The organism is Methylibium sp. (assembly GCF_013817365.1).
Taxonomy (GTDB): domain Bacteria; phylum Pseudomonadota; class Gammaproteobacteria; order Burkholderiales; family Burkholderiaceae_C; genus Methylibium.
In genome coordinates this window covers 1-23,491 of sequence record NZ_JACDCU010000013.1, presented here as the reverse complement: position 1 = coordinate 23,491, position 23,491 = coordinate 1, and the positions used below count along the sequence as shown (strand labels likewise).

At 69.3% G+C, this 23,491-nt stretch carries 27 protein-coding genes; 13 read left to right on the top strand and 14 right to left on the bottom strand.

What is annotated here, in order from left to right:
- Together H0W38_RS02115 and dusB are read right to left on the bottom strand one after the other, a co-directional pair.
- Positions 1-227, bottom strand: a 227-nt coding sequence (locus H0W38_RS02115) for a Fis family transcriptional regulator (protein ID WP_292450861.1), incomplete at its 3' end; no start/stop codon positions are given.
- On the bottom strand, positions 224-1,276 hold the full coding sequence (gene dusB, locus H0W38_RS02110) for a tRNA dihydrouridine synthase DusB (RefSeq protein WP_292450864.1): 1,053 nt from the start codon (positions 1,274-1,276) through the stop codon (positions 224-226). The genes H0W38_RS02115 and dusB, both read right to left, overlap by 4 nt.
- A 126-nt stretch (positions 1,277-1,402) precedes the next feature.
- Here dusB and H0W38_RS02105 point away from each other — a divergent pair, with 126 nt between their 5' ends.
- The gene (locus H0W38_RS02105) at positions 1,403-1,885 is read left to right on the top strand and encodes a YqaA family protein (protein ID WP_292450860.1); all 483 of its coding nucleotides are present in this window, start codon (positions 1,403-1,405) and stop codon (positions 1,883-1,885) included.
- Between the two features lie 137 nt (positions 1,886-2,022).
- Positions 2,023-2,673 carry a Crp/Fnr family transcriptional regulator gene (locus H0W38_RS02100; protein ID WP_292450859.1) on the top strand — a complete coding sequence of 217 codons (651 nt, stop codon included), beginning with the start codon at positions 2,023-2,025 and terminating at the stop codon, positions 2,671-2,673.
- A 79-nt stretch (positions 2,674-2,752) separates the two neighbouring features.
- Here the strand turns inward: H0W38_RS02100 and H0W38_RS02095 are convergent, their stop codons facing one another.
- Complete coding sequence (locus tag H0W38_RS02095) at positions 2,753-3,082, bottom strand: DUF4148 domain-containing protein (protein ID WP_292450858.1); 330 nt, start codon at positions 3,080-3,082, stop codon at positions 2,753-2,755.
- 393 nt (positions 3,083-3,475) lie between these two features.
- On the opposite strand from H0W38_RS02095, the gene H0W38_RS02090 reads away from it, so the two are divergent.
- From H0W38_RS02090 to H0W38_RS02070, 5 genes are read left to right on the top strand one after another with little or no spacing between them, the layout of a single operon-like run.
- Entirely contained in the window at positions 3,476-6,685 is a 3,210-nt protein-coding gene (locus tag H0W38_RS02090; RefSeq protein WP_292450857.1) for an adenylate/guanylate cyclase domain-containing protein, read from the top strand.
- On the top strand, positions 6,678-7,388 hold the full coding sequence (locus H0W38_RS02085) for a hypothetical protein (protein ID WP_292450856.1): 711 nt from the start codon (positions 6,678-6,680) through the stop codon (positions 7,386-7,388). Before H0W38_RS02090 ends, H0W38_RS02085 begins: the two co-directional genes overlap by 8 nt.
- The gene (locus tag H0W38_RS02080; protein WP_292450863.1) at positions 7,388-7,957 is read left to right on the top strand and encodes a cytochrome P450; all 570 of its coding nucleotides are present in this window, start codon (positions 7,388-7,390) and stop codon (positions 7,955-7,957) included. The genes H0W38_RS02085 and H0W38_RS02080 overlap by 1 nt, the downstream gene beginning before the upstream one ends.
- Positions 7,958-7,985: 28 nt before the next feature.
- Positions 7,986-9,941: a hypothetical protein gene (locus tag H0W38_RS02075; protein ID WP_292450855.1), complete on the top strand. Its 1,956-nt coding sequence runs from the start codon at positions 7,986-7,988 to the stop codon at positions 9,939-9,941.
- A complete protein-coding gene (locus tag H0W38_RS02070; protein WP_292450854.1) occupies positions 9,938-11,464 on the top strand; it encodes a hypothetical protein in 1,527 nt (508 codons plus the stop codon). Before H0W38_RS02075 ends, H0W38_RS02070 begins: the two co-directional genes overlap by 4 nt.
- Before the next feature lie 5 nt (positions 11,465-11,469).
- Here H0W38_RS02070 and H0W38_RS02065 read toward each other — a convergent pair whose 3' ends face one another.
- The 4 genes from H0W38_RS02065 to H0W38_RS02050 form a co-directional block, all read right to left on the bottom strand.
- Positions 11,470-12,198 (bottom strand): helix-turn-helix transcriptional regulator, encoded by a 729-nt coding sequence (locus tag H0W38_RS02065; RefSeq protein WP_292450853.1) that lies wholly within the window; start codon positions 12,196-12,198, stop codon positions 11,470-11,472.
- Positions 12,199-12,423: 225 nt separating this feature from the next.
- Positions 12,424-13,479, bottom strand: coding sequence for a CDF family Co(II)/Ni(II) efflux transporter DmeF (dmeF, locus tag H0W38_RS02060; protein ID WP_292450852.1), 1,056 nt, complete (start codon positions 13,477-13,479; stop codon positions 12,424-12,426).
- Positions 13,476-13,760: a copper-binding protein gene (locus H0W38_RS02055; protein ID WP_292450851.1), complete on the bottom strand. Its 285-nt coding sequence runs from the start codon at positions 13,758-13,760 to the stop codon at positions 13,476-13,478. The genes dmeF and H0W38_RS02055 overlap by 4 nt, the downstream gene beginning before the upstream one ends.
- A 24-nt stretch (positions 13,761-13,784) precedes the next feature.
- The gene (locus H0W38_RS02050; protein WP_292450850.1) at positions 13,785-14,258 is read right to left on the bottom strand and encodes a DUF411 domain-containing protein; all 474 of its coding nucleotides are present in this window, start codon (positions 14,256-14,258) and stop codon (positions 13,785-13,787) included.
- Positions 14,259-14,393: 135 nt separating this feature from the next.
- Between H0W38_RS02050 and argB the strand changes: the two genes are divergently transcribed.
- From argB to pdeM, 4 genes are read left to right on the top strand one after another with little or no spacing between them, the layout of a single operon-like run.
- The gene (gene argB / locus H0W38_RS02045) at positions 14,394-15,323 is read left to right on the top strand and encodes an acetylglutamate kinase (protein ID WP_292450849.1); all 930 of its coding nucleotides are present in this window, start codon (positions 14,394-14,396) and stop codon (positions 15,321-15,323) included.
- A 26-nt stretch (positions 15,324-15,349) separates the two neighbouring features.
- On the top strand, positions 15,350-16,042 hold the full coding sequence (locus H0W38_RS02040; protein WP_292450848.1) for a pyrimidine 5'-nucleotidase: 693 nt from the start codon (positions 15,350-15,352) through the stop codon (positions 16,040-16,042).
- Between the two features lie 8 nt (positions 16,043-16,050).
- Positions 16,051-16,707 carry a nucleoid occlusion factor SlmA gene (slmA, locus tag H0W38_RS02035; RefSeq protein ID WP_292450847.1) on the top strand — a complete coding sequence of 219 codons (657 nt, stop codon included), beginning with the start codon at positions 16,051-16,053 and terminating at the stop codon, positions 16,705-16,707.
- 7 nt (positions 16,708-16,714) lie between these two features.
- Entirely contained in the window at positions 16,715-17,473 is a 759-nt protein-coding gene (gene pdeM / locus H0W38_RS02030) for a ligase-associated DNA damage response endonuclease PdeM (RefSeq protein ID WP_292450846.1), read from the top strand.
- Here pdeM and H0W38_RS02025 read toward each other — a convergent pair whose 3' ends face one another.
- Positions 17,474-18,220 carry a pentapeptide repeat-containing protein gene (locus H0W38_RS02025; RefSeq protein ID WP_292450845.1) on the bottom strand — a complete coding sequence of 249 codons (747 nt, stop codon included), beginning with the start codon at positions 18,218-18,220 and terminating at the stop codon, positions 17,474-17,476.
- Positions 18,221-18,360: 140 nt separating this feature from the next.
- Here H0W38_RS02025 and H0W38_RS02020 point away from each other — a divergent pair, with 140 nt between their 5' ends.
- Positions 18,361-19,293, top strand: a complete 933-nt coding sequence (locus tag H0W38_RS02020) for an ATP-binding protein (RefSeq protein WP_292450844.1) — start codon at positions 18,361-18,363, stop codon at positions 19,291-19,293.
- Positions 19,280-19,741 (top strand): NUDIX domain-containing protein, encoded by a 462-nt coding sequence (locus H0W38_RS02015; protein ID WP_292450843.1) that lies wholly within the window; start codon positions 19,280-19,282, stop codon positions 19,739-19,741. Before H0W38_RS02020 ends, H0W38_RS02015 begins: the two co-directional genes overlap by 14 nt.
- 37 nt (positions 19,742-19,778) lie before the next feature.
- Here the strand turns inward: H0W38_RS02015 and H0W38_RS02010 are convergent, their stop codons facing one another.
- The 6 genes from H0W38_RS02010 to H0W38_RS01985 form a co-directional block, all read right to left on the bottom strand.
- The gene (locus tag H0W38_RS02010) at positions 19,779-19,985 is read right to left on the bottom strand and encodes a hypothetical protein (RefSeq protein ID WP_292450842.1); all 207 of its coding nucleotides are present in this window, start codon (positions 19,983-19,985) and stop codon (positions 19,779-19,781) included.
- 69 nt (positions 19,986-20,054) lie between these two features.
- Positions 20,055-20,243, bottom strand: coding sequence for a DNA gyrase inhibitor YacG (locus H0W38_RS02005; RefSeq protein ID WP_367161566.1), 189 nt, complete (start codon positions 20,241-20,243; stop codon positions 20,055-20,057).
- Between the two features lie 11 nt (positions 20,244-20,254).
- Positions 20,255-21,010, bottom strand: a complete 756-nt coding sequence (gene zapD / locus H0W38_RS02000) for a cell division protein ZapD (RefSeq protein ID WP_292450862.1) — start codon at positions 21,008-21,010, stop codon at positions 20,255-20,257.
- A 59-nt stretch (positions 21,011-21,069) separates the two neighbouring features.
- A complete protein-coding gene (gene coaE, locus H0W38_RS01995; protein ID WP_292450840.1) occupies positions 21,070-21,687 on the bottom strand; it encodes a dephospho-CoA kinase in 618 nt (205 codons plus the stop codon).
- Positions 21,688-21,710: 23 nt separating this feature from the next.
- Positions 21,711-22,562, bottom strand: coding sequence for an A24 family peptidase (locus tag H0W38_RS01990; protein WP_292450839.1), 852 nt, complete (start codon positions 22,560-22,562; stop codon positions 21,711-21,713).
- 21 nt (positions 22,563-22,583) lie between these two features.
- Positions 22,584-23,491, bottom strand: a 908-nt coding sequence (locus H0W38_RS01985) for a type II secretion system F family protein (RefSeq protein WP_292450838.1), incomplete at its 5' end; no start/stop codon positions are given.

The window sequence follows — 23,491 nt, the reverse complement described above, 5'->3', positions numbered from 1 at the left end:
AGCTTGTGCTCCACGAGCTTGCGGCGCAGCGTGTTGCGGTTGATGCCCAGCCATTCGGCTGCCCGCGACTGGTTGCCGTCGGCGCGCTGCATCACCACGTCGAGCAGGGGCTTTTCGACCACTTGGATCACCATGTCGTAGACCGAATGCGGTTCGGCGCCGCGCAGGTCCTTGAAGTAGGTGTCCAGGCTCTCGCGGATGCAGGCGTCGATCTGCTTTTTACTCATGCTGCCTGCCGTTCCTGTTCGAATCCGATGCTGCTGTCGTCCGCCGTGCGGATCTGCGGCAAGCTCGAGTGCTCCGCCGACAACGCATCGAAGAAGCCGGTGACCGCGGCGAGTTGCGCGTCGCAGTTTTCCAGCGTGTTCATGTGGGCGCGGAACAGCTCGCCGCCCGGCAGCGCCCGCACCGCCCAGCCGATGTGCTTGCGCGCGGTGCGCACGCCGGTGAACTCGCCGTACAAGCCGTAGTGATCCTGCAGGTGCTCGAGCAGCCAGGCCTTGACCTCGAGCGTGCGCGGCGCGGGCAGGTGTTCTCCGGTGGCCAGGAAGTGGCTGATCTCGTGAAAGATCCACGGCCGGCCCTGCGCCGCGCGGCCGATCATCAGCGCGTCGGCGCCCGTTGCGGCAAGCACCGTGCGCGCCTTTTCCGGCGTGTCGATGTCGCCGTTGGCGACCACCGGCACGCGCACCGCCGCCTTCACCGCCTCGATGGTGTCGTACTCTGCCGAGCCGCTGTAGCCCTGCTCGCGCGTGCGGCCGTGGACGGTGAGCATCGCCACGCCCAGCGCTTCGGCGCGGCGCGCGAGGGCGACGGCATTGCGCTCATCGGCGCTCCAGCCGGTGCGCATCTTCAAGGTCACCGGCACGCCGCGCGGTGCGCAGACGCTGACCACCGCCTCGACGATGCGCAGCGCGAGCGGCTCGTCCTTCATGAGTGCGGAGCCGGCCCACAGACTGCACACCTTCTTGGCGGGGCAGCCCATGTTGATGTCGATGACCTGGGCGCCGCGGTCGATGTTGTAGGCGGCGGCCTCGGCCATCATGATCGGCTCGGTGCCGGCGATCTGCACGGCGATCGGTGCCGCTTCGCCTTCGTGGTCGGCGCGCCGCGAGGTCTTCAGGCTCGTCCACAGATCGCGCCGCGACGTCACCATTTCGCTCACCGCGTAGTGCGCGCCCAGGCGCTTGCACAACTGCCGGAACGGCCGGTCGGTGACGCCCGCCATGGGTGCGGCAAACAGCCGGCCTGGTAGCTCGATGGAGCCGATGCGCAACGGTGTCACGGGCGGTGGGGTGCTTAAAAAGAAGGCAAAGTATAGCGAGGTGAAAACCACGCACGACCGCGTACCGCATACCCCCGTGCTGCTGCGCTCGGCATGCTGCGATGACAATGCGCGCTCGTGGAAGCTTGGCTCGAATCCCTGCTGACGCTGCTCGCGCTGCCGAAGTTCGGCTTGAGCACCGTGTTCGTCGTCGCTTTCATTTCGGCGACGCTGTTGCCGCTCGGCTCCGAGCCGGTGGTGTTCGGACTCGTCAAGCTGAACCCCGAGCTGTTCTGGCCAGCGGTGCTGGTCGCGACGGCCGGCAACACGCTCGGCGGCGCGGTCAGCTGGTGGATGGGCTACGGCGCCGAGCTGGCGGTCGAGCGCGTGCGGCACAAACCCGTCGAGCACCGCGTGCTGGGCTGGCTTGAGCGCTTCGGTCCCAAAGCTTGTCTGATGGCCTGGCTGCCAGTGGTCGGCGACCCGCTGTGCGCCGTGGCCGGTTGGCTCAAGCTGCCGTTCTGGCCCTGCGTGGGGTACATGGCGATCGGCAAGTTCGCGCGCTACCTGACCATGACCGCCGCCCTGCTGTGGGCGATGCCCGGGCAAGTGCAGCCCTGATTCCTTCGCTTGCGCTGTAGGGTGCCGCGCTGCGCTCCGCGCATGCGCACGGTGGCAGGGGCATGTCAGCCGAAGCGGTGGCGATGCGGCCGATGATGAGAGCATCCACTGCCAGGCATCGTCCGCATGCGTTCGCCATGACTCCGGAGAACCACGATCTCATCGAGCGACTGCCCGCGAGCGAAGCGTTGCGGGCCCTGGCAGCGCGCGGCGACATCCGGCGCTACCGCAAGGGCACGCTGCTGATCCAGGAAGGCGACGAGGGCGACACGCTCTACCTGATCCTCGCCGGGCGGCTGCGGGCCTACTCGGCCGGCGAGACCGGCCGCGAGATCACCTACGGCCTCTACGAGCCGGGCGAGTACCTCGGCGAGATGAGCCTGGACGGCGGCCCGCGATCGGCCAGCGTCATCGCGCTGGAGCCGACCGTCTGCGCCGTGGTGACGCAGCGAACGCTGCGCGGCTTCATCGGCGAGCGCCCGGAGTTCGCCTTCGAGCTGATGGCCAAGCTCATCCGGCGCGCGCGGGTGGCCACGCTGAGCGCCAAGCAGCTCGCGCTCAACGACGTCTACGGCCGTCTGGTCGCGCTGCTCAATTCGCTGGCGCTGCCCCAGCCCGACGGCAGCCGCCAGATCGGTATGCACATGACGCACCGGGAGATGGCGAACCGGCTCGGCTGCTCGCGCGAGATGGTGAGTCGGCTGATGAAGGATCTCGAAGCGGGAGGCTTCGTAAAGGCCGATACCCCCGGGCTTCGGCTCCTGAGGGTGCTGCCCGCGCGGTGGTGATTCGGTCTGGGCGCTGTCGCCCTGCGTCGAGCGGGCCGGCAGCGTGCAGCCGCCGGCCCCGCTCCTGCGCCGTGTCGCCTCAGCGCGTCGCGGCCCTGAACGACTCGCCGCGTTCGCGGGCGATCCGCTCGACGAGCGCGTCGAACTGCGGCGACGCGTGCATGCGCTCGTAGCGCTGCTGGGCTTGCTGGTAGTCGTGGCTCATGAAATTCGGGCTTTCGCTCGACTGCACTGCGGCCAGGCCGGATTCGCGCCAGATCTGCGTGTCGGCGATGACCTCGGCGCGCGTCTTCGACACGGTGTAGTCGAAGCTCTCGACGGGCGTGCCGTCGTCGTTCGCCTGTGCGGCGGAACACGCCGCGGCCAGGGTGGCGGACAGCAGCAGGGCGAGGGTGTGGGAGGTCTTCATGGCGCATCCTTTCGAGGGTGAGTGGCAGGTGCCCGAGGGTGGGCAAGGGTGTCGGATCGCCGCCGGTGTCGCCGCCTGGAGGGCGCGGCGCCAAAGACATTGAACGACGCTTGAACAATAGAAGCCCTGCCGGTGCATTGCGTCCTCCCGCCTGGGGAAGAACGCGCAGCGGCGGGCGCTGCCGACCGTGTGCGGCTCGCCGGCGTGCTGCGTCCACAGGATTGGGGATGCCGCAGCGCCGCCGTTAGATCTAAGGTCGGCGCAGGCGGCGCGGTCGAAGCCATCGGCTCGACCGGGGGCCGCATTCCGTCCAGGGCGACGCTCGCGCATCAGGCGTTCTCTCGGGGCGGCAGCGGGGAGGCCATGGTCGCTTGCGCGCGTTGCGGTCGCCGGATGGAACGAAAGGATCGCTTCTGTTCCGGATGCGGCGCGCGTCTGGACGACGAGGCGGCACCCGGCCTCGCTTCGGCGAATCGTCCCCCGCAACGCACGCCGTCGCGCCGGCGCTCCGCTGCCGCGAAGCCGGCCGACGAACGCAAGCACGCCAGTCTGCTGTTCGCCGATGTCTGCGACTCGACGGCGCACGTGGCGAGCATCGACCCCGAGGAGGCTCAGGCCTATTTCGCCCACGCGCTCGGCCTCATGTCCGAGGCGGTCGAGGCCTACGGCGGCACTGTGAGCCGGCCGCTGGGCGACGGTCAGCATTTCCTTTTCGGCGCACCGGTGGCCCACGAAGACCATGCGCTGCGCGCCTGCCTGGCCGCAATCGCGATGCAGCGGCGCGCGCGCGAGCAGTCGCGGGCCGATCGGCCGCTGTTGCTGCGCGTGGGCATCCATTCGGGCGAGGTCGTGCTCGGCCTGGCGACGGAAACGCCGACCCCCTACTACCGCGCCGACGGCATCGACGTTCACATCGCTGCCCGCCTGGCGGAGATGGCGGCGCCCGGCACGGTGCTGGTCAGCGAGGCGACCCGGCGGCTCGTCGCTGACCAGCTGGACATGGTCGCGCTCGGCCCGCACGCGGTTCGCGGCCTGGGCCGCGAGCTCGAGCTCCACGAGCTGTCGATGCCGGGCGAGCGTTCCGTGGCCGGGCCGCTGGCGCGCCGGCGCCACCTCGGTCCGTTGGTCGGCCGCGCGCAAGGGCTCGCGGTGCTGGAGGGCGCGGCCGCGCAGGTGCGAGCGCAGGGCTTGCGCATCGTCGGCGTGCGGGGCGACGCCGGCATCGGCAAGTCGCGCTTGCTGGCGGAGTTCTCGGCGGGGCTGTGCCAGCGCGGTTTTCGCGGTCTCACGATTGCCGCGCGGTCCTACGCGACGCACGTGCCCTACACCGTCGTCGCCGACCTGATCTGCGGCCTGATGTCCTTGCCGCTGGATGCCGATCTGCCGCGCAAGCGCGAGTCCGCGCTCGCGGCGATGGCCGCCTGGCCCGCCAGCGCCGACCCGCACCGCGCAGTCGTGATCGACCTGCTCAACCTGGGCCATGCCGAGAGCGCGTGGCTGGCGCTCACGCCCTCGCAGCGGCGCCGCGAGATCGTCCCTACCGTGCACTGGCTGCTCGCCCGCGCGGTGGCGGCCGGGCCGCTGGTGCTCGTCATCGACGACATCTTCCTGGCCGACCGCGACAGCCAGCGCCTGCTCGAATCGCTGGCGCCGCGGCTGGAGAGCCTGCCGGTGCTGCTGTGCGTGAGCTACCGGCAGGATTTCGTGCACCGCTGGACCAACTCGCCGCGCTTCGTCGAGCAGTGGCTCGGCCCGCTGCACGCCGACGAGGCAAAGCGGCTGGCGCGCGCGCTGCTCGGCAGCGACGTGTCGCTGCGCACGGTGCTGGAGGCGCTGATCGAACGCGCCGACGGCAATCCGTTCTTCCTCGAGCAGATGGTGATGACCTTGATCGACGACGGCACGCTGGTCGGCACGCCGGGCGCCTACCGCTGCGCCCGCCCCGCCGCGCAGCTGCGCGTGCCGGGCTCGATCGCCGCGGTCATCGAAGCGCGGGTCGACCGGCTCGCGCCCGCAGCGAAGTCGGCGCTCGAAGCCGCGGCGATCGTGGGCGATGCGATCACGGCCGAGCTGATCGGCCACATGCAGCGCGTGGACGCGAGGCAGGCCGGGAACCACCTGCTGCTCGCGCTGTCGGCCGGCCTGCTCGCCGACACGGCGCACGGCGAGGCGCCCGGATATGCGTTTCGCCACGCGGTGGTGCGGGAGGTAGTGGCTGGCGCGCTGACCGGCCCGCGCCGCAAGCTGCTGCACCGCGCCGCGCTGGGCGCGCTGCAAGAGCGGTTCGCCGATCCATCGGCCGATCCGTCGGCCGACCCGCTGGCTGACCGCGCGGCGGTGCTCGCCCACCACGCCTACGCCGGCGAGGCCTGGGCCGAGGCGGCCGAGTTTGCACGACGCGCCATGGCCCGTTCGGTCGCGCGCTCGGCCAACCGCGACGCGCTGCGCATGTTCGACCTCGGCCTGGACGCTGCTCGTCGCCTCGGCACGGATGCCCCGGCACTCAGGGCCGAACTCGGTTTGCGGCTCGAAGCCCTCGGGGCCCTGCTGCCGCTCGGCCAGGTCGATGCCATCGTCGCCAACCTCGAGCGAGCCGAAGCCCTCACGCGCGAGCTCGGCGACGCCCGCCGGCTGGCCGGCGTGCAGCTCCAACTCGCGGCGACTTTGTGGACGCGCGGCAGCTACCGGCAGGGGCTCGGCGCGGCGGCCGACGCCCTGCGCACGGCGCAGGCCGCCGGCAGCCGCAGCGTGGAGATGTCCGCGCTGCAGGCCAGGCTGCTGCTCGAGCACGGCCTGGGCCGCTACCGCGAGGTGCTCACCGACGCCGACATGCTCGAGCGCGAGTTCGCCGTCGAGCTGGCGGCGCGGCAGATCCTGCCCGGCTGGGCGGTCATCGCCTCGGTCAACGTGAAGGTGTTCCGGGCCGACGTGCTGTGCCGCATGGACCGCATGGCTGAGGCGCAGCAGGCCTGCGACGACGCCTACGGCGAGCTCGACAGCCACGAGCACGCCTTCTCGCGCGTCCTGGTCGACTTCGTTCAGGGCGAGATTTTGATGGCGCAGCAGCGGCCGGCCGAGGCGGCGCGGCGGCTCGACGCCGCGCTGCACCTGTGCCGCGTGCACGACCTGCCGACGATGCACCCGCCGATCCTGGCCGCCCTGTGCGGCGCAACGGCGCTCGCCGGGCAGGCGGCCGAGGCGGTCCGCTCGCTCGAGCAGGCGATCACCGAGCAGCTCTATCTGGCCGGCGGCCGCTACAACGAGTTCTACTTCCACAAGAACCTGGCGATCGCCCGCGCCGCCGCAGGCCGGTTCGACGAAGCCATCGCGGCGGCCGAGCAGGCCCTTGTTGCGGCCACGACCTTCGAGCAGCACGGCCACGCGGTCGACGCGCTGCTGCTGCTCGCCGAGATCGAATGCAGCGCAGGCCGCGTGGAGTCGGCACGTGCTCATTTCGACGAGGTGCGCAGCCGGGCGGTGCCCTGCGCGATGAATCGCGCCCTGGGTCGAGCGACGGCGTGGCTCGCTGCACTGGCGCTGCAAGGCGCCCCGACGGTGCGTGCCGATCGGGCCGGTACGGTGACAGGGGCGAACCATGGCTGAGGGAGCGGGGCGCCGCCTGTTGAACCCGGTTCTCTACCGCCTGGTCAGCGCTGCGCTGCACCAGCCCGGCCTGCTGCGCCTGGCCGGCAGGGTGCTGCGGCGCTGGCCGGCGCTCAGCCCGACAACGCTGGCCCGGCACGACGCCGTGGCCGCGGCCTTCAGGCGGCCGGCGAGCTTCTCCAACACCGCGCACGCCCCGAATCTGGTGGCGGGCGAGTTCGCGATCGGCATGGAGCCGGGGCCGCGGCATGACGCGGAACGGGCCTTCCTGCAGCGCGTGCTGCCGGCGCCGGAGGCGTTTCGCGCCGCCAGCATCGAAGAATGCCGCAGACGCCCTCCGCAACTGCACCGCCGCGCGCCGGCCGCCTTCGACCTGATCGGCGACTACATGGTGTGGGTCGCGTGGGCGGCCTTGCGCAGTGCGTTCGGCGCCGCTGCGCAGCGCATCGAGGGCAGCCGCCCGCCGGCAGGTATCGGGCGCACCGCGGCCGAGTCGATGCTCGAATTTTTCGAGGCATTGCGCCATCTGGGGGCGCACCTGCTCATCGGAGCCGTCGCACCGAAGGCGGTGCAGGCGCGTGCGGGCCGGTGTGCGCAGGCGGTGCAGCACCGCTACGGGCCGAGCGGGGCGAGCTGCGCGGCTTGTGGGCGCCGCTGCAGCCACCGGCGCCCGCAGCGGTCGAGCGCAACGCCGTGGGTCTGATGTGGGTGGCGCACCCGGCGACGGTGCAGGCTTGCGCGCTGCTGATGCAGGAGCTGCTGCACCGCCAGGCGGTGTACGACATGCTCCGGCAGCGGGCGCTGGCCCTCGGCGAAGGCGTGTGGAGCGACGTGCCGTTTCGCGCCCTGCTGCGCGACCACGTGCTCGAGCTGCTCCGCTTTCGCCCGGCCTTCCCGATCCTGAGCCGCGACGTGCCGCGCCCCACCGCGCTGGAAGCCGCACCCGGCTTTCGCGTCGAGCCCGCCGCCGGCAGCTCGATCAGGCTGCTGGCGATCGCCGCCATGTTCGATCCGCAGGCCGTGACCGACCCCGAGGCGTACTGGCCGGGCCGGCCCGATGGCGAGCGTTGCGACCCGGACGGCAGCTTCATGATCTTCGGCCTTGGCCCGCGCGCCTGCATCGCTGGCGAGCATGTCTCGGAGGTCCTGGTAAGCGCCCTGGCCGGCTTGCTCAGCCTGCCGCGGCTACGTTTCGCCGACCGCTGGATCGGCCGCATGCGCTACGACGGGCCGATCATTACGCGCATGCGGCTCGTCGCGGACAGCGACTGACCGACACGTGCGAGGCCAGGAGCGGCAAATGGTGCGCGATCAGATGCTCTGCTTCGTGGCGCCAGCGCGGGCGCAGGATGCGGCCGCCATCAAAGGGCTCATCGAGAGACTTCGGCCGCGCTTCAGGAAGCTGTTCGAAAGCGCCGGCTGCGTGCACTTCGCCTCGCTCGCCCTGTTGCCGCCGCGCCCGGGCGGCGAGGGTGCACCGAGGCACCCCACGCTGATGCTCGAGCTGGTCGTGGACGACGCCCTGCGGCCGCACGAGGTGATCGACGCGCTGGTGAAGGAGGACGCCGACGCGCTGGGGTCGCTCTACCTCGTGGACCCGCCCGAGGAGAGCAATGCAAGCACGGGCCTGCGCGACTTTCTGCTGGCCCACGTGAGTCGTGCTGCTGGGGGTTTCTTGGGCCACCGCGACCGCAGCGTGCGGCAGGTCATCAACGAGGCGGTGCTGTTCGACGGCCTCCGCGCCCGGTTCGCAGACGAGGCCGAGTCCGCCCTTGTGGATTCCCGTGATCTGGCCCGCGCGGCCGCTCTCTGGGTTGCCGGGCAACCGGCGTACGACTGGGCCGCGCAGCCAGCGCCGCGCAGCTTCTGGCGTGCGCGGTGGATGGGTCGCTGGTGGCGCATCGTGCTGGTCAGCCTCTCGCTGGTCCTGCCGGCCGTGCTATTCGTGGTGAGCTTGATGGGCGTGCTGGCGGTCGGCGGCGTGGTGGCGGTGTGGGCGGGCGGGCTGTTCGTGGACGGGCGGGCGCTGCGGAGTGCCGTGTTCGGCCAATACGCCGGTTTCGCGGGGCCGGCCATCCGGCTCGTCGTCGGCGTGGCGCTCGCGTTCCTGGTCATCGTGACGCTCGGGGCCAAGCGCCTGATCGACATCTCGCTCACCTTCGCATTGCTGCTGGCGCTCGGGGTCTTCCTGTTCGGCTGGCCGCTGCTGACGCCGAGCTACAGGATGTTCTCCGGCGCCCTGCTGGCCCTCGTCGGCTGGGGGCTGCTGATCGCGGCCGGCGCGGTGGTCACGCTGGCCGTCGCGGCGCTCGCGCTGGGCGCCGCCGTGGCCTGCGTGCCGCCCTACCTGGGAGGCGCCGCGGTGGCCGCCGTCTTCGTGGTCCTGCTGTGCGGAGCAGCGCTCGGCGGCCACGGAGCGCTGGCGTGGATCGCGGTGTCCTCCTCGGCCACGCACTGGCCCGCGGTCGCGCTGCTGAAGGACCATGCGCCGCTGCTCGGCGTGCCGGCGGTGGATGCGGCGGTGCTAATGGTGGCGGGAGTCACGTTGATCGGCGCGGTGCTGGCGGCGGGGCTGAGCCGGGGCGTGCTTGAACTCGGGCAAATGCTAAATGGCATTCCCCTGCCGCGCCGGGGCCCGGTGCCGCGCGCCCTGCAGGTCCATGCCTCGATCGACGATTGCGAGGCCGCGCTCGTCGGCCGGCCGAACCATCTGATCAGCCTGACCGAGATCCGGCGGCCCTACCTCTGGCACCGCACGATGCTGCGTCTCTGGCTGGGGCTGGTCACGCGGCTCGGGCACATCGCGTTCACGCAGGGCCGGCTGGGCGACGCCGAAGGCATTCAGTTCGGCCACTGGCACATCATCGACCGGGGGCGCCGGCTGCTTTTCTGCAGCAACTACGACGGCTCGTTCGGTGGCTATCTGGACGAGTTCATCCTCGGTGCATCGCAGGGCGTCAACCTGTTCTGGCGCTGGACGGAGCTGAGGCAGCGCGCCGCGGCCGGCCCCGGCCATCCGGCGGTGGAGATCGACCGCTCGTTCCCGCCGACGACGATGCTGGCGTTCCGCGGCTGCCGCCATGAGCTCTGGTTCAAGACCTATGCACGCGATAGCACGCTCCCGCATCTCTACCGCTTCGAGGCCTATTGCCTCAGCAACCGGGACATCGACCGCGCAACACGGCTGCGCGACGCCCTGTCAGGCAAGCGGACGGCCGTCAAGGACGACGAGATCATGCGGACCCTCGAATCATGAGCACCGAAGCGGCCAAGATCGAAGACCACCGTGGCGATATCCAGGCCCTGATCGGCTCGGGCTTCGCCTCGCTGCGCCAGTGCGACTACCTGCTGCTGCAGGTCACCGAGGCGGCGCTGGCGAGAGCCTGGATCGGCACGCTGCTCGCCAGCGGCTGCATCAGGAGCCTGGCGGACCTCGGCGGCAAGCGGCCAGAGGACGAAGAGGGTGCCGCAGGCGAAAAGAGCGAAAAGGGCGGCAAGGGCAACCGGCTGGAAACTGCGGTTGCGCTCGCCTTCAGCTACGCGGGCTTGAGCGCGCTGGGCGTGTGCGAGGCGGCCGACGCGCCGTTCCCCTCGGCCTTCCGGCAGGGCATGGCGTCCGCCGCCCGGGCCCGCCTGCTCGGCGATCCGCCGGACGGGCGCCGGACGTGGGGCGACGTGAGCGACGAAGCCGCACGGCACCAACGGGTCGACCTGCTCGTGGCGCACTTCCGGGTGCCGGGCGCTGCTGCGGCCTGTCGCCCGCTCGAGCCTGCCGTCATCGACCGCGCGGGCCTGCGCATCGTCGCCACCGTGTCCACTTGTCCCAGCTACATCGAGGAGCACGGCGCGCCGGGCACCGGCGGCCCTGCAGCCTTCGAGCCCTTCGGTTTTCGCGATGGCGTCGCGCAGCCGGTCATCAAGGGTCTGCGGCCTTCGAGCAGCGACCACGGCGCCCGCCGGTGGGTCGCCGAGCGCTACGAGGACCGCATGGTGGCCGCCGGCGAATTCGTGCTCGGCCACGACAACGAGTTCGGTGAACCTGCCCATTGCCCTGACGCGAAGGGCTGGCAGGAACCGCCGCGGAGCGCGACGCCGCGTCCGAGCTTCGGCTTTAATGGCTCTTACTTGGCGGTGCGCCAGATCCGGCAGGACGCCCCACGGCTGCGGCAGTTCGAGGCCAGCCATCCCACACCTGCGTCGGCGCCGACGATCGTGGAGAAGATGGTCGGACGCCGGAGGGACGGCCGCTCGCTGGTGAGCTGCCCGTACGGCCCGGCGGAGCTCGACGCCGTGCGCTTTCGCGTCGACGACTTCGACGGCCTGCAGTGCCCGCGCGGCGCCCACGTGCGGCGCGCGAACCCGCGAGACATGCTGGGCAAGGACGTCCCGTCCGGCATCGCCGCGTCGAAGCTGCACCGGCTGATGCGGCGTGGCCGCGTCTACTGCGGCGCGGAGCGAGCCTGTGCCGCAAGCACCTTGCCGTCCTGCGGCGACGCCGCGCATCGCGAGCGCTGCGGGCAGGGCCTGTTCTTCATGGCTCTGGGCGCAGACCTCGACCGGCAGTTCGAGTTCATCCAGCAGCGCTGGATCGCCAGCCGCAGCTTCGGCGATCTGCGCGACGAGGACGACCCCTTGCTCGGCCACACCGGGACGCGAAGCTTTTCCATGCCGGCGCTGCCGCTCGGCCGGCGGCTCGAAGGCCTCGAGTCGTTTACCGAGGTGATCGGTGGCGGCTACTTCTTCGTGCCCAGCCTGAGCGCGTTGAGATTCATGGCGTAGCCGGCTCACGCGGCCAGGCGCGCCATCGCCTCGTGGGTCACCTGGGAGATGCCGCCCTCGCGCAGCACGCCCATCAAGGGCGGCAGCGAGGCCAGCCAGCGCACCAGCGCCGAGATGCTCGACGCGCCGGTCTTGATGCGAATGCTCTTGATCTGCGAGCGCACGGTCGAAAGCGCGACCCCGTGCTCCTGCGCCGCTTCGGCCGGCCGCGCGCCGGCGCACAGGGCCAGCAGCACTCGGGTTTCGCTCGGGGTCAGGTGATGCTCGCGCGCAAAGCCCTGCAGCGCCAGGCTGGCGCACAGCGCGCGCTTTTCCAGCATGACCAGGACCGCACGCCGGCCGTCGGCGCTGGGGACGCCGAGCGGCACGACCGCCACGCCGACCTGTCGCGCGCCCGTGCCGAGCGACAGCGGCCTGCGCAGCCCGCGTTCGGCGGCGTCGGCAAGCGCGCGGTGCAGGAGGTTGGCGTCGTGCGTGCTGCGCGCGTGCAGCGAGCGGCTGCCTAGCCGCAAGGGGTGATCGCCGTCGAGCGCGGCGCGAGCGGCCGCGTTGACGTACAGCACCTGCGCATCGCCGTCGAGCAGGAGCATGCCGTAGTCGATCGCGTCGAAGGCGCTGACGATGCACTGCCAGATTTCCGAATCCGCATCGCGGCGCCCGGCGACGCACTCGCTCGGGGCGGCGGCGGCGCAAAGACGCGAAACGGGCACAGCACCGAGGAGCGGCTCGAACATGGGATTCTCCGGGTTGCCGCGAACCCCATCACTCGGCTCGCTGCTGCAAGACTAGTGGCGCGAGCCGCTGTCGGGCGGTGAATCCGGCCGCGTCGGCTTGTGAATTCTTCACCTTCGCCGTGGCCCGTTCGTCAGGATGAGGGCGAGCAAACCCGGTCTGCCGAGTGCCGCTCATGGCGGGCGCATTTCGGCAGCGTCGGCGAGGCTTGCCGGTGGCAAGCGCGGCTATTCGCGCTTCGCCACGGTGCCGGCACCACGGCAGCGATTGACCTCGATCAGCGCATGCGCCAATGCGGGCAAGCCGCGCAGGCGCTCGCGATAAGCGTCCGCCCCCAGCGGCACATCGGCGACGACCGTGGCCTGGCAGGCGAAGCGCGCGTCGCCGACGCGCCACAAGTGCAGATCGGCCACGCGCGCATCGCCGTCCGACTCGAGCCGCTCGCGCACCTGAGCGGCGAGCGGATCATCCATCTCGCGGTCGAGCAGGATCTTCGAGGTCTGGCGCAGCAGCCCGAGCGACCACACCGCGATCAGCGCTGCACCGAGCAGGCCGATGATCGGGTCCATCCACCCCCACCCGGCGTACTTGCCGGCCAGCAGCGCGGCGATCGCCAGCACCGAGGTCACCGCATCGGCCAGCACATGCAGGTAGGCGGCCTTGAGGTTGAGGTCGCCGCCGTGAGCCAGTGCATGAGCGTGCGTGTGTGGCGACGTGGAATGCGCGGCGTTTTGCTGCGCGCGAGGAGCGGGCGCGGCGTCATCCAAAGGCGCGTGCTCGTGCCGGTGCTCCGGATGATCGTGAGAAGCATGCGCATGCCCCGCATGCCCGCCGTGCAGCAGCCTGGCGCACACCGCGTTGACCACCAGGCCCAGCGCCGCGACGATCAGCGACTCGTCATAGGACACCGCCCGCGGCGTCCACAGCCGCAGCCCCGACTCGGCAGCGATGCCCAGCGCGACCACGCCGAGCATCACCGCGCTGGTGTAGGCACCCAGCACTTCGACCTTCCAGGGCCCCAGCGAAAAGCGCGCGTCGCCGGCCCAGCGCCGCGCCAGTGCGTAGCTCAGTGCTGCCACGCCGATGGCCGCGGCATGCGTGCCCATGTGCCAGCCGTCGGCCAGCAAGGCCATCGAGTTCCAGGCCCAGCCGGCCGTGATCTCGGCCACCATCATCACCAGCGTGATGGCGATGACCCAATGTGTGCGGCGCTCGGCCTTGCCGCGGTCTGCGGAGAAATCGTGGCGGTGCTGCCAGGGGCTGAGGTCGTGGCTGTGCGTCACTTCCTGACCTCAATCGAGGTCACCGTATAGACGCCCTTGATCTTGTCGGCGGTGAAGCGCACCTTGTCGCCCGGCTGCACGCGAGTGAGCATCGCCGGATCCTTGACCGCAAACACCATGCTCATCGCCGGCATGTCCAGGTTCCTGATCTCGCCGTGCTTGAGGGTGATCTTGCCGCGCGCGGGATCGACCTTGCGCACCTCGGCGTCGGTCGTGGCCTGCGCGTGGACCAGCAGATGGGCCGAGGCGAGGGCCAGCGCGAGGAGCATCCCGTATTTCATCGGTTCTCTCGTCGAAGGCGATGCTCAGCGATAGGCCTGATAAACGCTGGCCTTGCCGTCGCGCTGCACCAGCAGTACATCGTAGGGATCCTTGCGCGAACCGTATTCGGGGCCGTCCATTCCTGGTGAGCCGACCGGCATGGCGGGCACGGCCAGGCCGACGGCCGAGGGCTTTTCCTTCAGCAGGCGATGCACCTCCCGCGCCGGCACGTGGCCTTCGAGCGCGTAGCCGCCGACCCGCGCCGTGTGGCAGGAGCCGTACTGTTGCGGCATGCCGAGCTGCGCGCGCACGTCGGTGTTGCCGGTGTCGAAGGCGGTGACCTCGAAGCCGTTCGCCTCCAGGTGCGTGATCCAGTCCTTGCAGCAGCCGCAGCTCGGGCTCTTCCACACCTCGACGTGGGGGCGTGCAGCCGCAAAGCCGTGCGGCGCCGCCACAAGGGCCGTGAGGCCGGCCAGTGCGAGCAAGCTATGTCGGCGGGTGATCGGTGAGTGCGTCATGAAGAGCTCCTGCGGTTCGGGATGGCCGTTGTAATTTTGCCCGCTGCTGCGGCAGGCACCCCGCCGCAGGGGCAAGCCGCGCCGGCGCTGCCGCCTACAATTTTCTGTCTCGCGCGCCGCCACCGAAAGACCGCCATGAGTTCCGAGCCTTCCACCCCCTCCGCCGCCGCACTGCCGAGCGACGTGTCGCAGATCGCCCCGCGCGACAAGGCCGAGATCCTGGCCCAGGCGCTGCCCTACATCCGCAAGTTTCATGGCAAGACGCTGGTGATCAAGTACGGCGGCAACGCCATGACCGACCCGGCGTTGCAACAGGATTTTGCGGAGGATGTGGTGCTGCTCAAGCTGGTCGGCATGAACCCGGTCGTGGTGCACGGCGGTGGACCGCAGATCGACGAGGCGCTCTCGCGGCTGGGCAAGAAGGGCACCTTCATCCAGGGCATGCGCGTGACCGATGCCGAGACGATGGAGGTGGTCGAGTGGGTGCTCGGCGGCGCGGTGCAGCAGGACATCGTCGGCCTCATCAACTCCGTTGGCGGCAAGGCGGTGGGCCTGACCGGGCGCGACGGCGGCATGATCCGCGCGCGCAAGCTCAAGATGATCGACAAGGACGACCCGAGCATCGAGCACGACGTCGGCCACGTGGGCGAGATCACCGGCATCGACCCTTCAGTGGTCAAGGCGCTGCAGGACGACCAGTTCATTCCCGTCATCAGCCCGATCGGCTTCGGCGAGAACAACGAGAGCTACAACATCAACGCCGATCTGGTGGCGAGCAAGCTGGCCACGGTGCTGCGCGCCGAAAAGCTGCTGCTGCTGACCAACATCCCCGGCGTGCTCGACAAGGCCGGCAAGCTGCTGACCAACCTGTCGGCCCGCGAGATCGACGAGCTGTTCGCCGACGGCACCATCTCCGGCGGCATGCTCCCCAAGATCGCCGGTGCGCTGGACGCTGCCAAGAGCGGCGTGAACGCGGTGCACATCATCGACGGCCGCGTGCCGCACGCCATGCTGCTCGAGATCCTGAGCGATCAGGCCTACGGCACGATGATCCGCTCGCATTGAGAGAGAGAGCGGGGCAGCGTGACGCCGTGAAGCGACCACGGCCGGTCTGGCTGTTCGACCTCGACAACACGCTGCACGACGCCTCGCATGGCGCGCTGGGCCTCATCGACGAGGCGATGACGGCCTACATCGCGCGCGTGCTGCGGCTCGATCCGGCCGAGGCCGACGTGCTGCGGCTCGACTACTGGCGCCGCCACGGCGCCACCTTGCTGGGCCTGGAGCGCCACCACGGCGTGCGCGCGGCCCATTTCCTCGAGCACACACACTGCCTGCCGGACTTGGAGGCCCACCTCAAGATCAATGCCCGGGACCGCGCGGCACTGAAAGCGCTGCCGGGACGAAAGTTCGTCCTGACGAACGCGCCGGCGAGCTATGCCCGCCGCGTGCTCACGGCGCTGGGTTTGGCGGGCGCCTTCGAAGCGGTCATCAGCATCGAGCGCATGCGCTGCTTCGGCCGGCTGCGCCCCAAACCCGACGGCCGCATGTTGCGCATCGTGCTGGCCCGCCTGAAGCTGCGTCCCGAGCGCTGTGTGCTGGTCGAAGACACGCTGGCCCACCAGCGCAGCGCGCATGCGCTCGGACTGCGCACGGTGTGGATGCAACGCCATTTGTGGCGCAATGCACATGGACCCGAAGTAGGTGCGCGCTTGCGTCGAAAGCCCATTTATGTGTATGCAAGAATTCCTTCGCTACAAAAGTTACGAGTACATATTCGCTGATTGCGTGCATGCCCGACCTCCCGCTGACCGACCCGCCGAACTTGTCGACCGACCCCGAGGCGTTCGGCGAGTCACCGGTCGCGCGCAAGCGTCCGAAGCCCGGCGAGCGGCGCATCCAGATCCTGCACACCCTGGCGGCGATGCTCGAACAGCCGGGCGCCGAGCGCATCACCACCGCGGCACTCGCCGCCCGGCTCGACGTGAGCGAGGCTGCGCTCTACCGCCACTTCGCGAGCAAGGCGCAGATGTTCGAGGGGCTGATCGAGTTCATCGAAAGCAGCGTTTTCACGCTGGTGAATCAGATCGCCGATCACGACGCCGAGCCGAGAACGCAGGCGCAGCGCATGCTCACCGTGCTGCTGCAGTTCGGCGAAAAGAATCCCGGCATGACGCGCGTGATGGCCGGCGACGCGCTGGTCTTCGAGAACGATCGCCTGACCGCGCGCATGAACCAGTTCTTCGACCGCTTCGAGTCGCAGCTTCGCCAGAGCCTGCGCGCGCTGGCCGAGGCGAACGGCTCGCAGACGCCCACCGTCGATGCGCAGGCGCGCGCTTCCGTGCTCACCAGTTTTGCGATCGGGCGGCTTCAGCGCTTTGCGCGCTCCGGTTTCAAGCGCGTGCCGACCGAGCACCTCGACGCGTCGCTGGCGCAGTTGCTCGGCTGAACGCCGGGTGAGCGCGCCGCTCAAGCTGGCGCTCGCCGGCGAGCGGCTGCAACTGCTCGCCGAGCGCGCCGTCTTCCTGCCCGAACGCGCCACATTGCTGGTCGCCGACGCGCATGTCGGCAAGGCGGTGTCGTTCCGCGCGCTCGGCGTGCCGGTGCCGCGCGGCACCACGACCGAAACGTTGCAGCGGCTGGGTCGACTGGTCGAGGCCACCGCAGCCGAACACGTGATCTTCCTCGGCGATTTCCTGCATTCGGCGCGCTCGCATGCGCCCCACACGCTGAGCGCGCTGGCGCGTTGGCGAGACGAGCACTCCCGGTTGAGTCTGAGCCTCGTGCGCGGCAATCACGATTTGCATGCCGGCGACCCGCCTGCAGCCTTCGCCATCGACGTGTTCGGCGAACCTTTTCGGCTCGGCGGCCTCGCACTGTGTCACCACCCGCAGGTCGTTGCCGGCGCCTACGCGCTCGCCGGCCATTGGCACCCTTGCGCGGGTGTCGGAGGCCGCGCGCGTGACCGCTTGCGGCTGCCCTGCTACTGGTTCGGCAGCGAGACCCTGCGGCCGGTTGGCGTGCTGCCGGCCTTTGGCGCTTTCACCGGCATGCACTTGATCGAGCGGGGATCAGGCGACCGTGTGTTCGTGGTGGCGGAAAACCGGGTGGCTGAACTGCGGGGCCCGGTGGACGAGCCGCAAGCCTCGCGCCGAGCCTCGAGCCGCGAGCCGCAGCCGGCGAGTTCGGGTCGGCGACGCGTGCGCCGATCATGATCAGCGGGCTGCCTTGGCCGAGGGATCTGTCGTGCCTTGGGTCGCGCGCTCCGGGCAGGCGATGCAGCCCTCGGTTTTTGCGCCGCGAAACTGGGTTGTCGCGTCGATTTCGGCACCGCGGAAATCCGCGCCGTCGAGTTCGGCGTTCTCGAACCGAGTGCCGAGCAGGTTGGCGCCGGCGAAGCTCGCGCCACTCAGCGTGGTGGCGCTCATGTCGGCGCGTTGCAGCTGGGCACCGGTGAACGTTGCGCCGCCGAGTTCGGCGCCGAAGAGTCTGGCGCCCTTGAGGTCGGCGTTGCTGAGGTCCGCATTGCGCAGGTTCGCATTCTCGAGGTTGGCGCCGACGAGACTTGCGCCGTGCAAATCGGCTTCCTGCATCATCACGTTCTTGGCCTCGATCTTGTCGAGCGTCGCGCCGCGCAGGTTGGCCCGCCGAAGATCGGCGCGTTCGAGTCCCGCGTTCTTGAGCTGAGCCTCGCTGAGGTCCGCGCCGCTCAGGTCGGCCTCTGCCAGACTGGCAAACGACAGATCGCTGCCGCTCAGCTTGGCGCCGCTCAGCTCGTGCCCGCCGCACAATGCGCCGGGCTCGATCCGGCAATTGTTGACTTCACGCGCGGTCGCGCTGAAGGCGGTCAGGCTGAAAAGCAAGGTCAGCGATAGCAAGGTTCGGCTGGTCATGAGTGTGTCCGGTAGCGAGCTGAAAGGGTCGGCCTGGATGCGTCTGGCTGTGCATTTGCGCCGCGCCATCAGATGAGGCAAGCGTCGTGCCTTGCTTGTTCGTGCGCGAGCGGCCGGACAGCGTCGATCGCTCCCGCAAAAGCCCGTCGGTAAACTGCTGTACGCGTGGCTTGAACGTCGTATGCCCGACCGACCCGAACCCTTTTCGCATGCCTGCTTCCTCCGACCCTTTGAACACCCTGTTGGCCCGCGCGGAATCGCTGCTCGAGCGGCTGGAGGCGGTGCTGACCCAGCGGCTGGCAGCGCCCGACTGGACGGCTTCGACGGCATACCGCTACCGCAAGCGCGCGGGATCCTGCCATTTGGAGCCCGTGCGGCATGTAGCGCCGATCCGGCTTGTCGACCTGCAAGAGGTCGAGCCGCAGAAAGAGCGTCTGATGCGCAACACGGAGCAGTTCGTCGCGGGGCAGCCGGCCAACAACGTGCTGCTGACGGGAGCACGCGGCACGGGCAAGTCGTCGCTGGTGAAGGCCTGCCTGAACGAATTCGCCCCGCGGGGCTTGCGCTTGATAGAGGTCGACAAGTCCGACTTGATCGATCTGCCCGACATCGTCGATCTGGTCGCGGCACGGCCGGAGCGTTTCATCGTCTTTTGCGACGATCTGAGCTTTGAAGAGGGCGAGCCTGGCTACAAGGCATTGAAGTCCATCCTGGACGGCTCGGTGGCGCAGTCCAGCGACAACGTTCTCATCGTCGCAACCTCCAACCGCCGCCACCTGCTGCCCGAGTACATGAAGGAAAACCTCAGCTATCGGCACACCGCCGATGGCGAGGTGCACCCCGGCGAGGTGATCGAGGAAAAAATTTCGCTGTCCGAGCGTTTCGGGCTTTGGATCAGTTTCTATCCCTTCAGTCAGGACGAGTACCTCGCCATCGCCGCGCAGTGGCAGCGCTCCTTCGGTGCCGGGGAGGCCGAGATTGCGGCGACGCGGCCGCAGGCGCTGGTCTGGGCGCTGGAGCGCGGCTCGCGCTCGGGTCGTGTCGCATGGCAGTTCGCGCGCGACCATGCCGGTCGAGCGGCGACGGCGTCCGGTGAGAACGGGCAGGCGGTCGGCGCGACCCGCAGCGGTGCGTTCGACTGAACGGCTGCCGGCCCACGCCGGCGGCGGTGAGCGTATCGCCGTGGACGTTGCGGTCGGCGTGCTGTTCGACGCTCACGGCCGCTTCCTGCTCACTTCGCGACCCGAAGGCAAAGTCTACGCCGGCTACTGGGAGTTTCCGGGCGGCAAGCTGGAGGCGGGCGAGACGGTCGAGCAGGCGCTCAAACGCGAACTGCACGAAGAGCTCGGCATCGTCATCGGCGAGGCCGAAGTCTGGAGGGTGGAACTGATGGACTATCCGCACGCCCGCGTGCGCCTGCACTTCTGCAAGGTACGGCGCTGGACAGGTGAACTGCAGATGCGCGAGCGCCAGTCGGCGCACTGGCAGGAACTGCCCGTGCAAGTCCGACCGGTGCTGCCCGGCACGGTTCCGGTGCTTTGCTGGTTGGCGCAGGAAGCCGGTTTCTCAGGACCGACGCACGGCGACTGAGCCGGGTGGCGCCGGCGGCATCAGAACGGGGCGACCCTCAGCGCGGCTTGGCGGCAGGCCATTCGGCCGGCAATTCAGTGAGCTCGGCCACGTCGAGTCCGTGGCGCAAGTCCCAGGAAGAGGGCGCCCAGACGTCGTCGTCCGGGTCGTCGGCCAGTGTGTCGGCGCTTGAATCGACCGAATGATCGGCCTGCGAATCTTGGCCCGGAGGCGCGCCGCCATGAGAACCGGACGTCTGAGCCATGCTGTTTCCGACCTGGAGAGAAGCGTTACAAGGCCAAAGTGTCATCCCTAACCTGAAGCTACGCACCCCTCAGTGCGGGGGTTGAAGCGGTGGGGATCCGGGCGACTCCTCGTCTTCCCGCGGCGGCGCCGTCTCAACGCGGTATCGCTCGCTGGCCCACGCGCCGAAGTCGGCGTTCTTGCAGCGCTCGCTGCAAAACGGGCGAAATGGATTCGTCGACGAGTACTCGCTGTGCTGTCCGCAGCCGGGGCAGCGCACCTGACGCCGATTCACGCGCACAGCGTCAGCTCGAAGCTGGCGTCCTCGGTGCAAGGGCGCAGGCGGCCTTCCGCGTCCTGGCGCATCAGGCGGATCGACGCCATCAGGCGGTGGCCGCTGATCTCGGGGACCAGACCGGCCGTGTCGCCCAGCCGCACGCGCATGAGGCTGAAGCTGCGCCCGACCGGCAGGCTTTGCTGGTACTGCCCACCCACGGCGACCACCATATGCGGGCTGCCCGATTCGCGCAGCAGCGCGAGCAACACCTTGAGCGCATCGGCCAGGGGCAGCAGCGTTTCGGACCACCGCCTCAGGTCGTTCTGGCGCCGCGTGACGCTTTCGTGCTGCCACGCGTAGTAGGCCGGCAGGTCGAACTCGCAGGTGCCGCCCGGAATGCTGATGCGGCTCCGGATGCTCATCAGCCACTCGTTGGAGGCCAGCGTGTGGCCGGCCTTGCCGGGCAACTGATTGAGCGCTGCGAAGGCTTGGTCGAGGCGGCCGATCACCTGATCGAGCGCCGCTTCGGAGATGGAAGGGTTGCCACGGTACTGCGCGAGTTGCAGCTTGTGGCGCTCAAGTTCCTTGAGCAGGTCGCTTTTGAGATCGGCGCGCGAGGCCACATCGACGATCTCGAAGATCGTGACCAGCGCGAAGTGATGATCCATCGCGGTGTCGCGCTCGATCAGCACCTGGAGGCGGTCGAACAGATGTTCGAGCCGAAGCATCGTGCGGATGCTTTCGTTGAAGGGGTGTTCGTAAAGAATCAAGGCCAGCCGTCCCGCCGCATGCAACGCGACCGATTGTTCCACAGCGTGCCAGGGCGCTTTCAGTGTGCGGTCACCCACTGCCGCCACAAGGCTTGCACTTCAAGCGTCAGCACGGCGGCGTCTTCGCTGCCGTTGTGGATCACGGCATCGGCGGCGGCGCGCCGAAGCTCACGCGACGCCTGCTGAGCGATGACGCGCATCACCGCATCGCTGCTCCACCCCGAGCGCCGCACGACTCGCTCGATCTGCTGCTGCACCGAACAATCGACCACCAGCACGCGGTCGACGCGCGCGCGCCAGCGGCTCGACTCGACCAGCAGCGGCACGTCGAACACGACGCAGGCCTGTGCAGCGGCGGCGCATGCCTGGCGGTCGGCTTCGGCCCCGATGAGCGGATGCAGCAGCGCTTCCAGCGCCTCGCGCAGCGTGCCGTCGGCGAAGGCACGCTCGCGCATCCAGTCGCGGTCCATGGCCCCAGCGGCATCGATGCTCTCCGGCCCGAAGCGCGCACGCAGTGCGGGGATGGCGGCGCCCTCTGGCGCGGTGAGCGCGCGTGCTATCGCGTCGGTATCCACGAGGTGTGCGCCGCACTGTTGCAGCAGCGTGGCGACCGTGCTCTTGCCGCTGCCGATCCCGCCGGTCAGCCCGATGCGTCGGACCGCAGTGAAGGCAGCCACGGGTGCGTCGCCAGGATGAAGAATCAGTTCCAGCCGAGCCAGCCAGTCACCCGCTCGGGGCCGGCAAACAGCACCACCAGGCCGGCGCCGGCGAGGAATGGGCCGAAAGGCACGTAGCGGCCCTCGCGCAGTGCGCCGCTGAATTTCATGACGATGCCGACCGCTGCGCCGATCAGCGAAGCGCCGAGCACGATGGGCAGCAGCATCTGCCAACCCAGCCAGGCGCCCAGGGCGGCCAGCAGTTTGAAGTCGCCGGCGCCCATCCCCTCTTTGCCCGTGGTCAGCTTGAACAGCCAGTACACCGACCACAGCGCAAGGTAGCCGGCCACGGCACCGCCAAGCGCCGTGGAAAGCGGCACGGTCCATCCGGCTGCTGCGGCGATCAGCCCTGCCCACAACAGCGGCTGCGTGAGGCTGTCGGGCAGCAGGGTCGTGTCCCAGTCGATGCCCGACAGCGCGATCAGCGCCGCTACGAAGCCGCACCAGGCCAGCACCACCGGCTGCGCGCCGAAGCGCCACACAAGCAGTGCGAACAGAACACCGGTGCTCAATTCGGTCAGCGGGTAGCGCACCGCAATCGGCGCCTTGCAAGCGGAGCACCGGCCGCGCAGGACCAGCCAGCTAAGGAGCGGAATGTTCTCGAACCAGCGAATCTGGTGGCCGCACTGCGGGCAGCGCGAGGCCGGTCGCGAGAGCGTGATCGCCGGCGTCCGGGGTAGCTCCACGCCGAGCAATTCAGCGCTTTCCAGCTTCCAGGCCCGCTCCATCATCTGCGGCAGTCGGTGGATCACGACATTGAGGAAACTGCCGATGCAAAGGCCCAAAAGCCCGAGCACCCAGGGCGAAAGAAGCGCGCCCAGCCAGTCAGCGGACATCGACAAGCCGGCGACGCCGCCTCAGACCACCTGGCCCAGCTTGAAGATCGGCAGGTACATCGACACCACGATGCCGCCGATGATCGTGCCGAGCACCACGATGATGATCGGCTCCAGCAGGCTGGACAGGCCCTTGACCGCCTCGTCGACCTCCTGCTCGTAGAACTCGGCCGCCTTGCCGAGCATCTGGTCCAAAGCGCCCGACTCTTCGCCGATGGCCGACATCTGCAGCACCATGACCGGGAAGATACCGGTGGTCTGCATCGACGTGGTCAAGGCCGTGCCGGTGGAAACGTCCTTCTGGATCTTTTCCGTCGCCTCGGCAAACACGGCGTTGCCCGATGCACCGCCCACCGAATCGAGCGCCTCGACCAGCGGCACGCCCGCAGCAAACATCGTCGCCAGAGTGCGCGTCCAGCGGGCGACCGCCGACTTGTAGACCAGGTCGCCGAACACCGGCATCTTGAGCAGCACGCGGTCCATGAACTTCTGCATCTTCTCGGAGCGCTTCCACGACTCCAGGAAGAAGTAGGTGCCGCCCCCGATCACACCGAAGATCAGCCACCAGTAGCCCACGAACACTTCCGATATCGCCATCACGAGCAGCGTAGGCGCCGGCAACTCGGCGCCGAAGGAGCTGAAGACTTCCTTGAAGGCCGGGATCACGAAGATCATGATCACCGCGACCACGATGAAGGCGACCACCAGCACCGCCACCGGGTACATCAGCGCACCCTTGATCTTGCGTTTGATCTCGAGCGTCTTCTCCTGGTACACGGCCAGTCGCTCGAGCAGGGTCTCAAGGATGCCGGCTGCCTCACCGGCTTCCACCAGGTTGCAGTAGAGCGCATCGAAATACAGCGGGTGCTTGCGAAACGCCGAAGACAGGCTGGTGCCGGTCTCGATGTCCGAGCGGATATCGTTGAGCA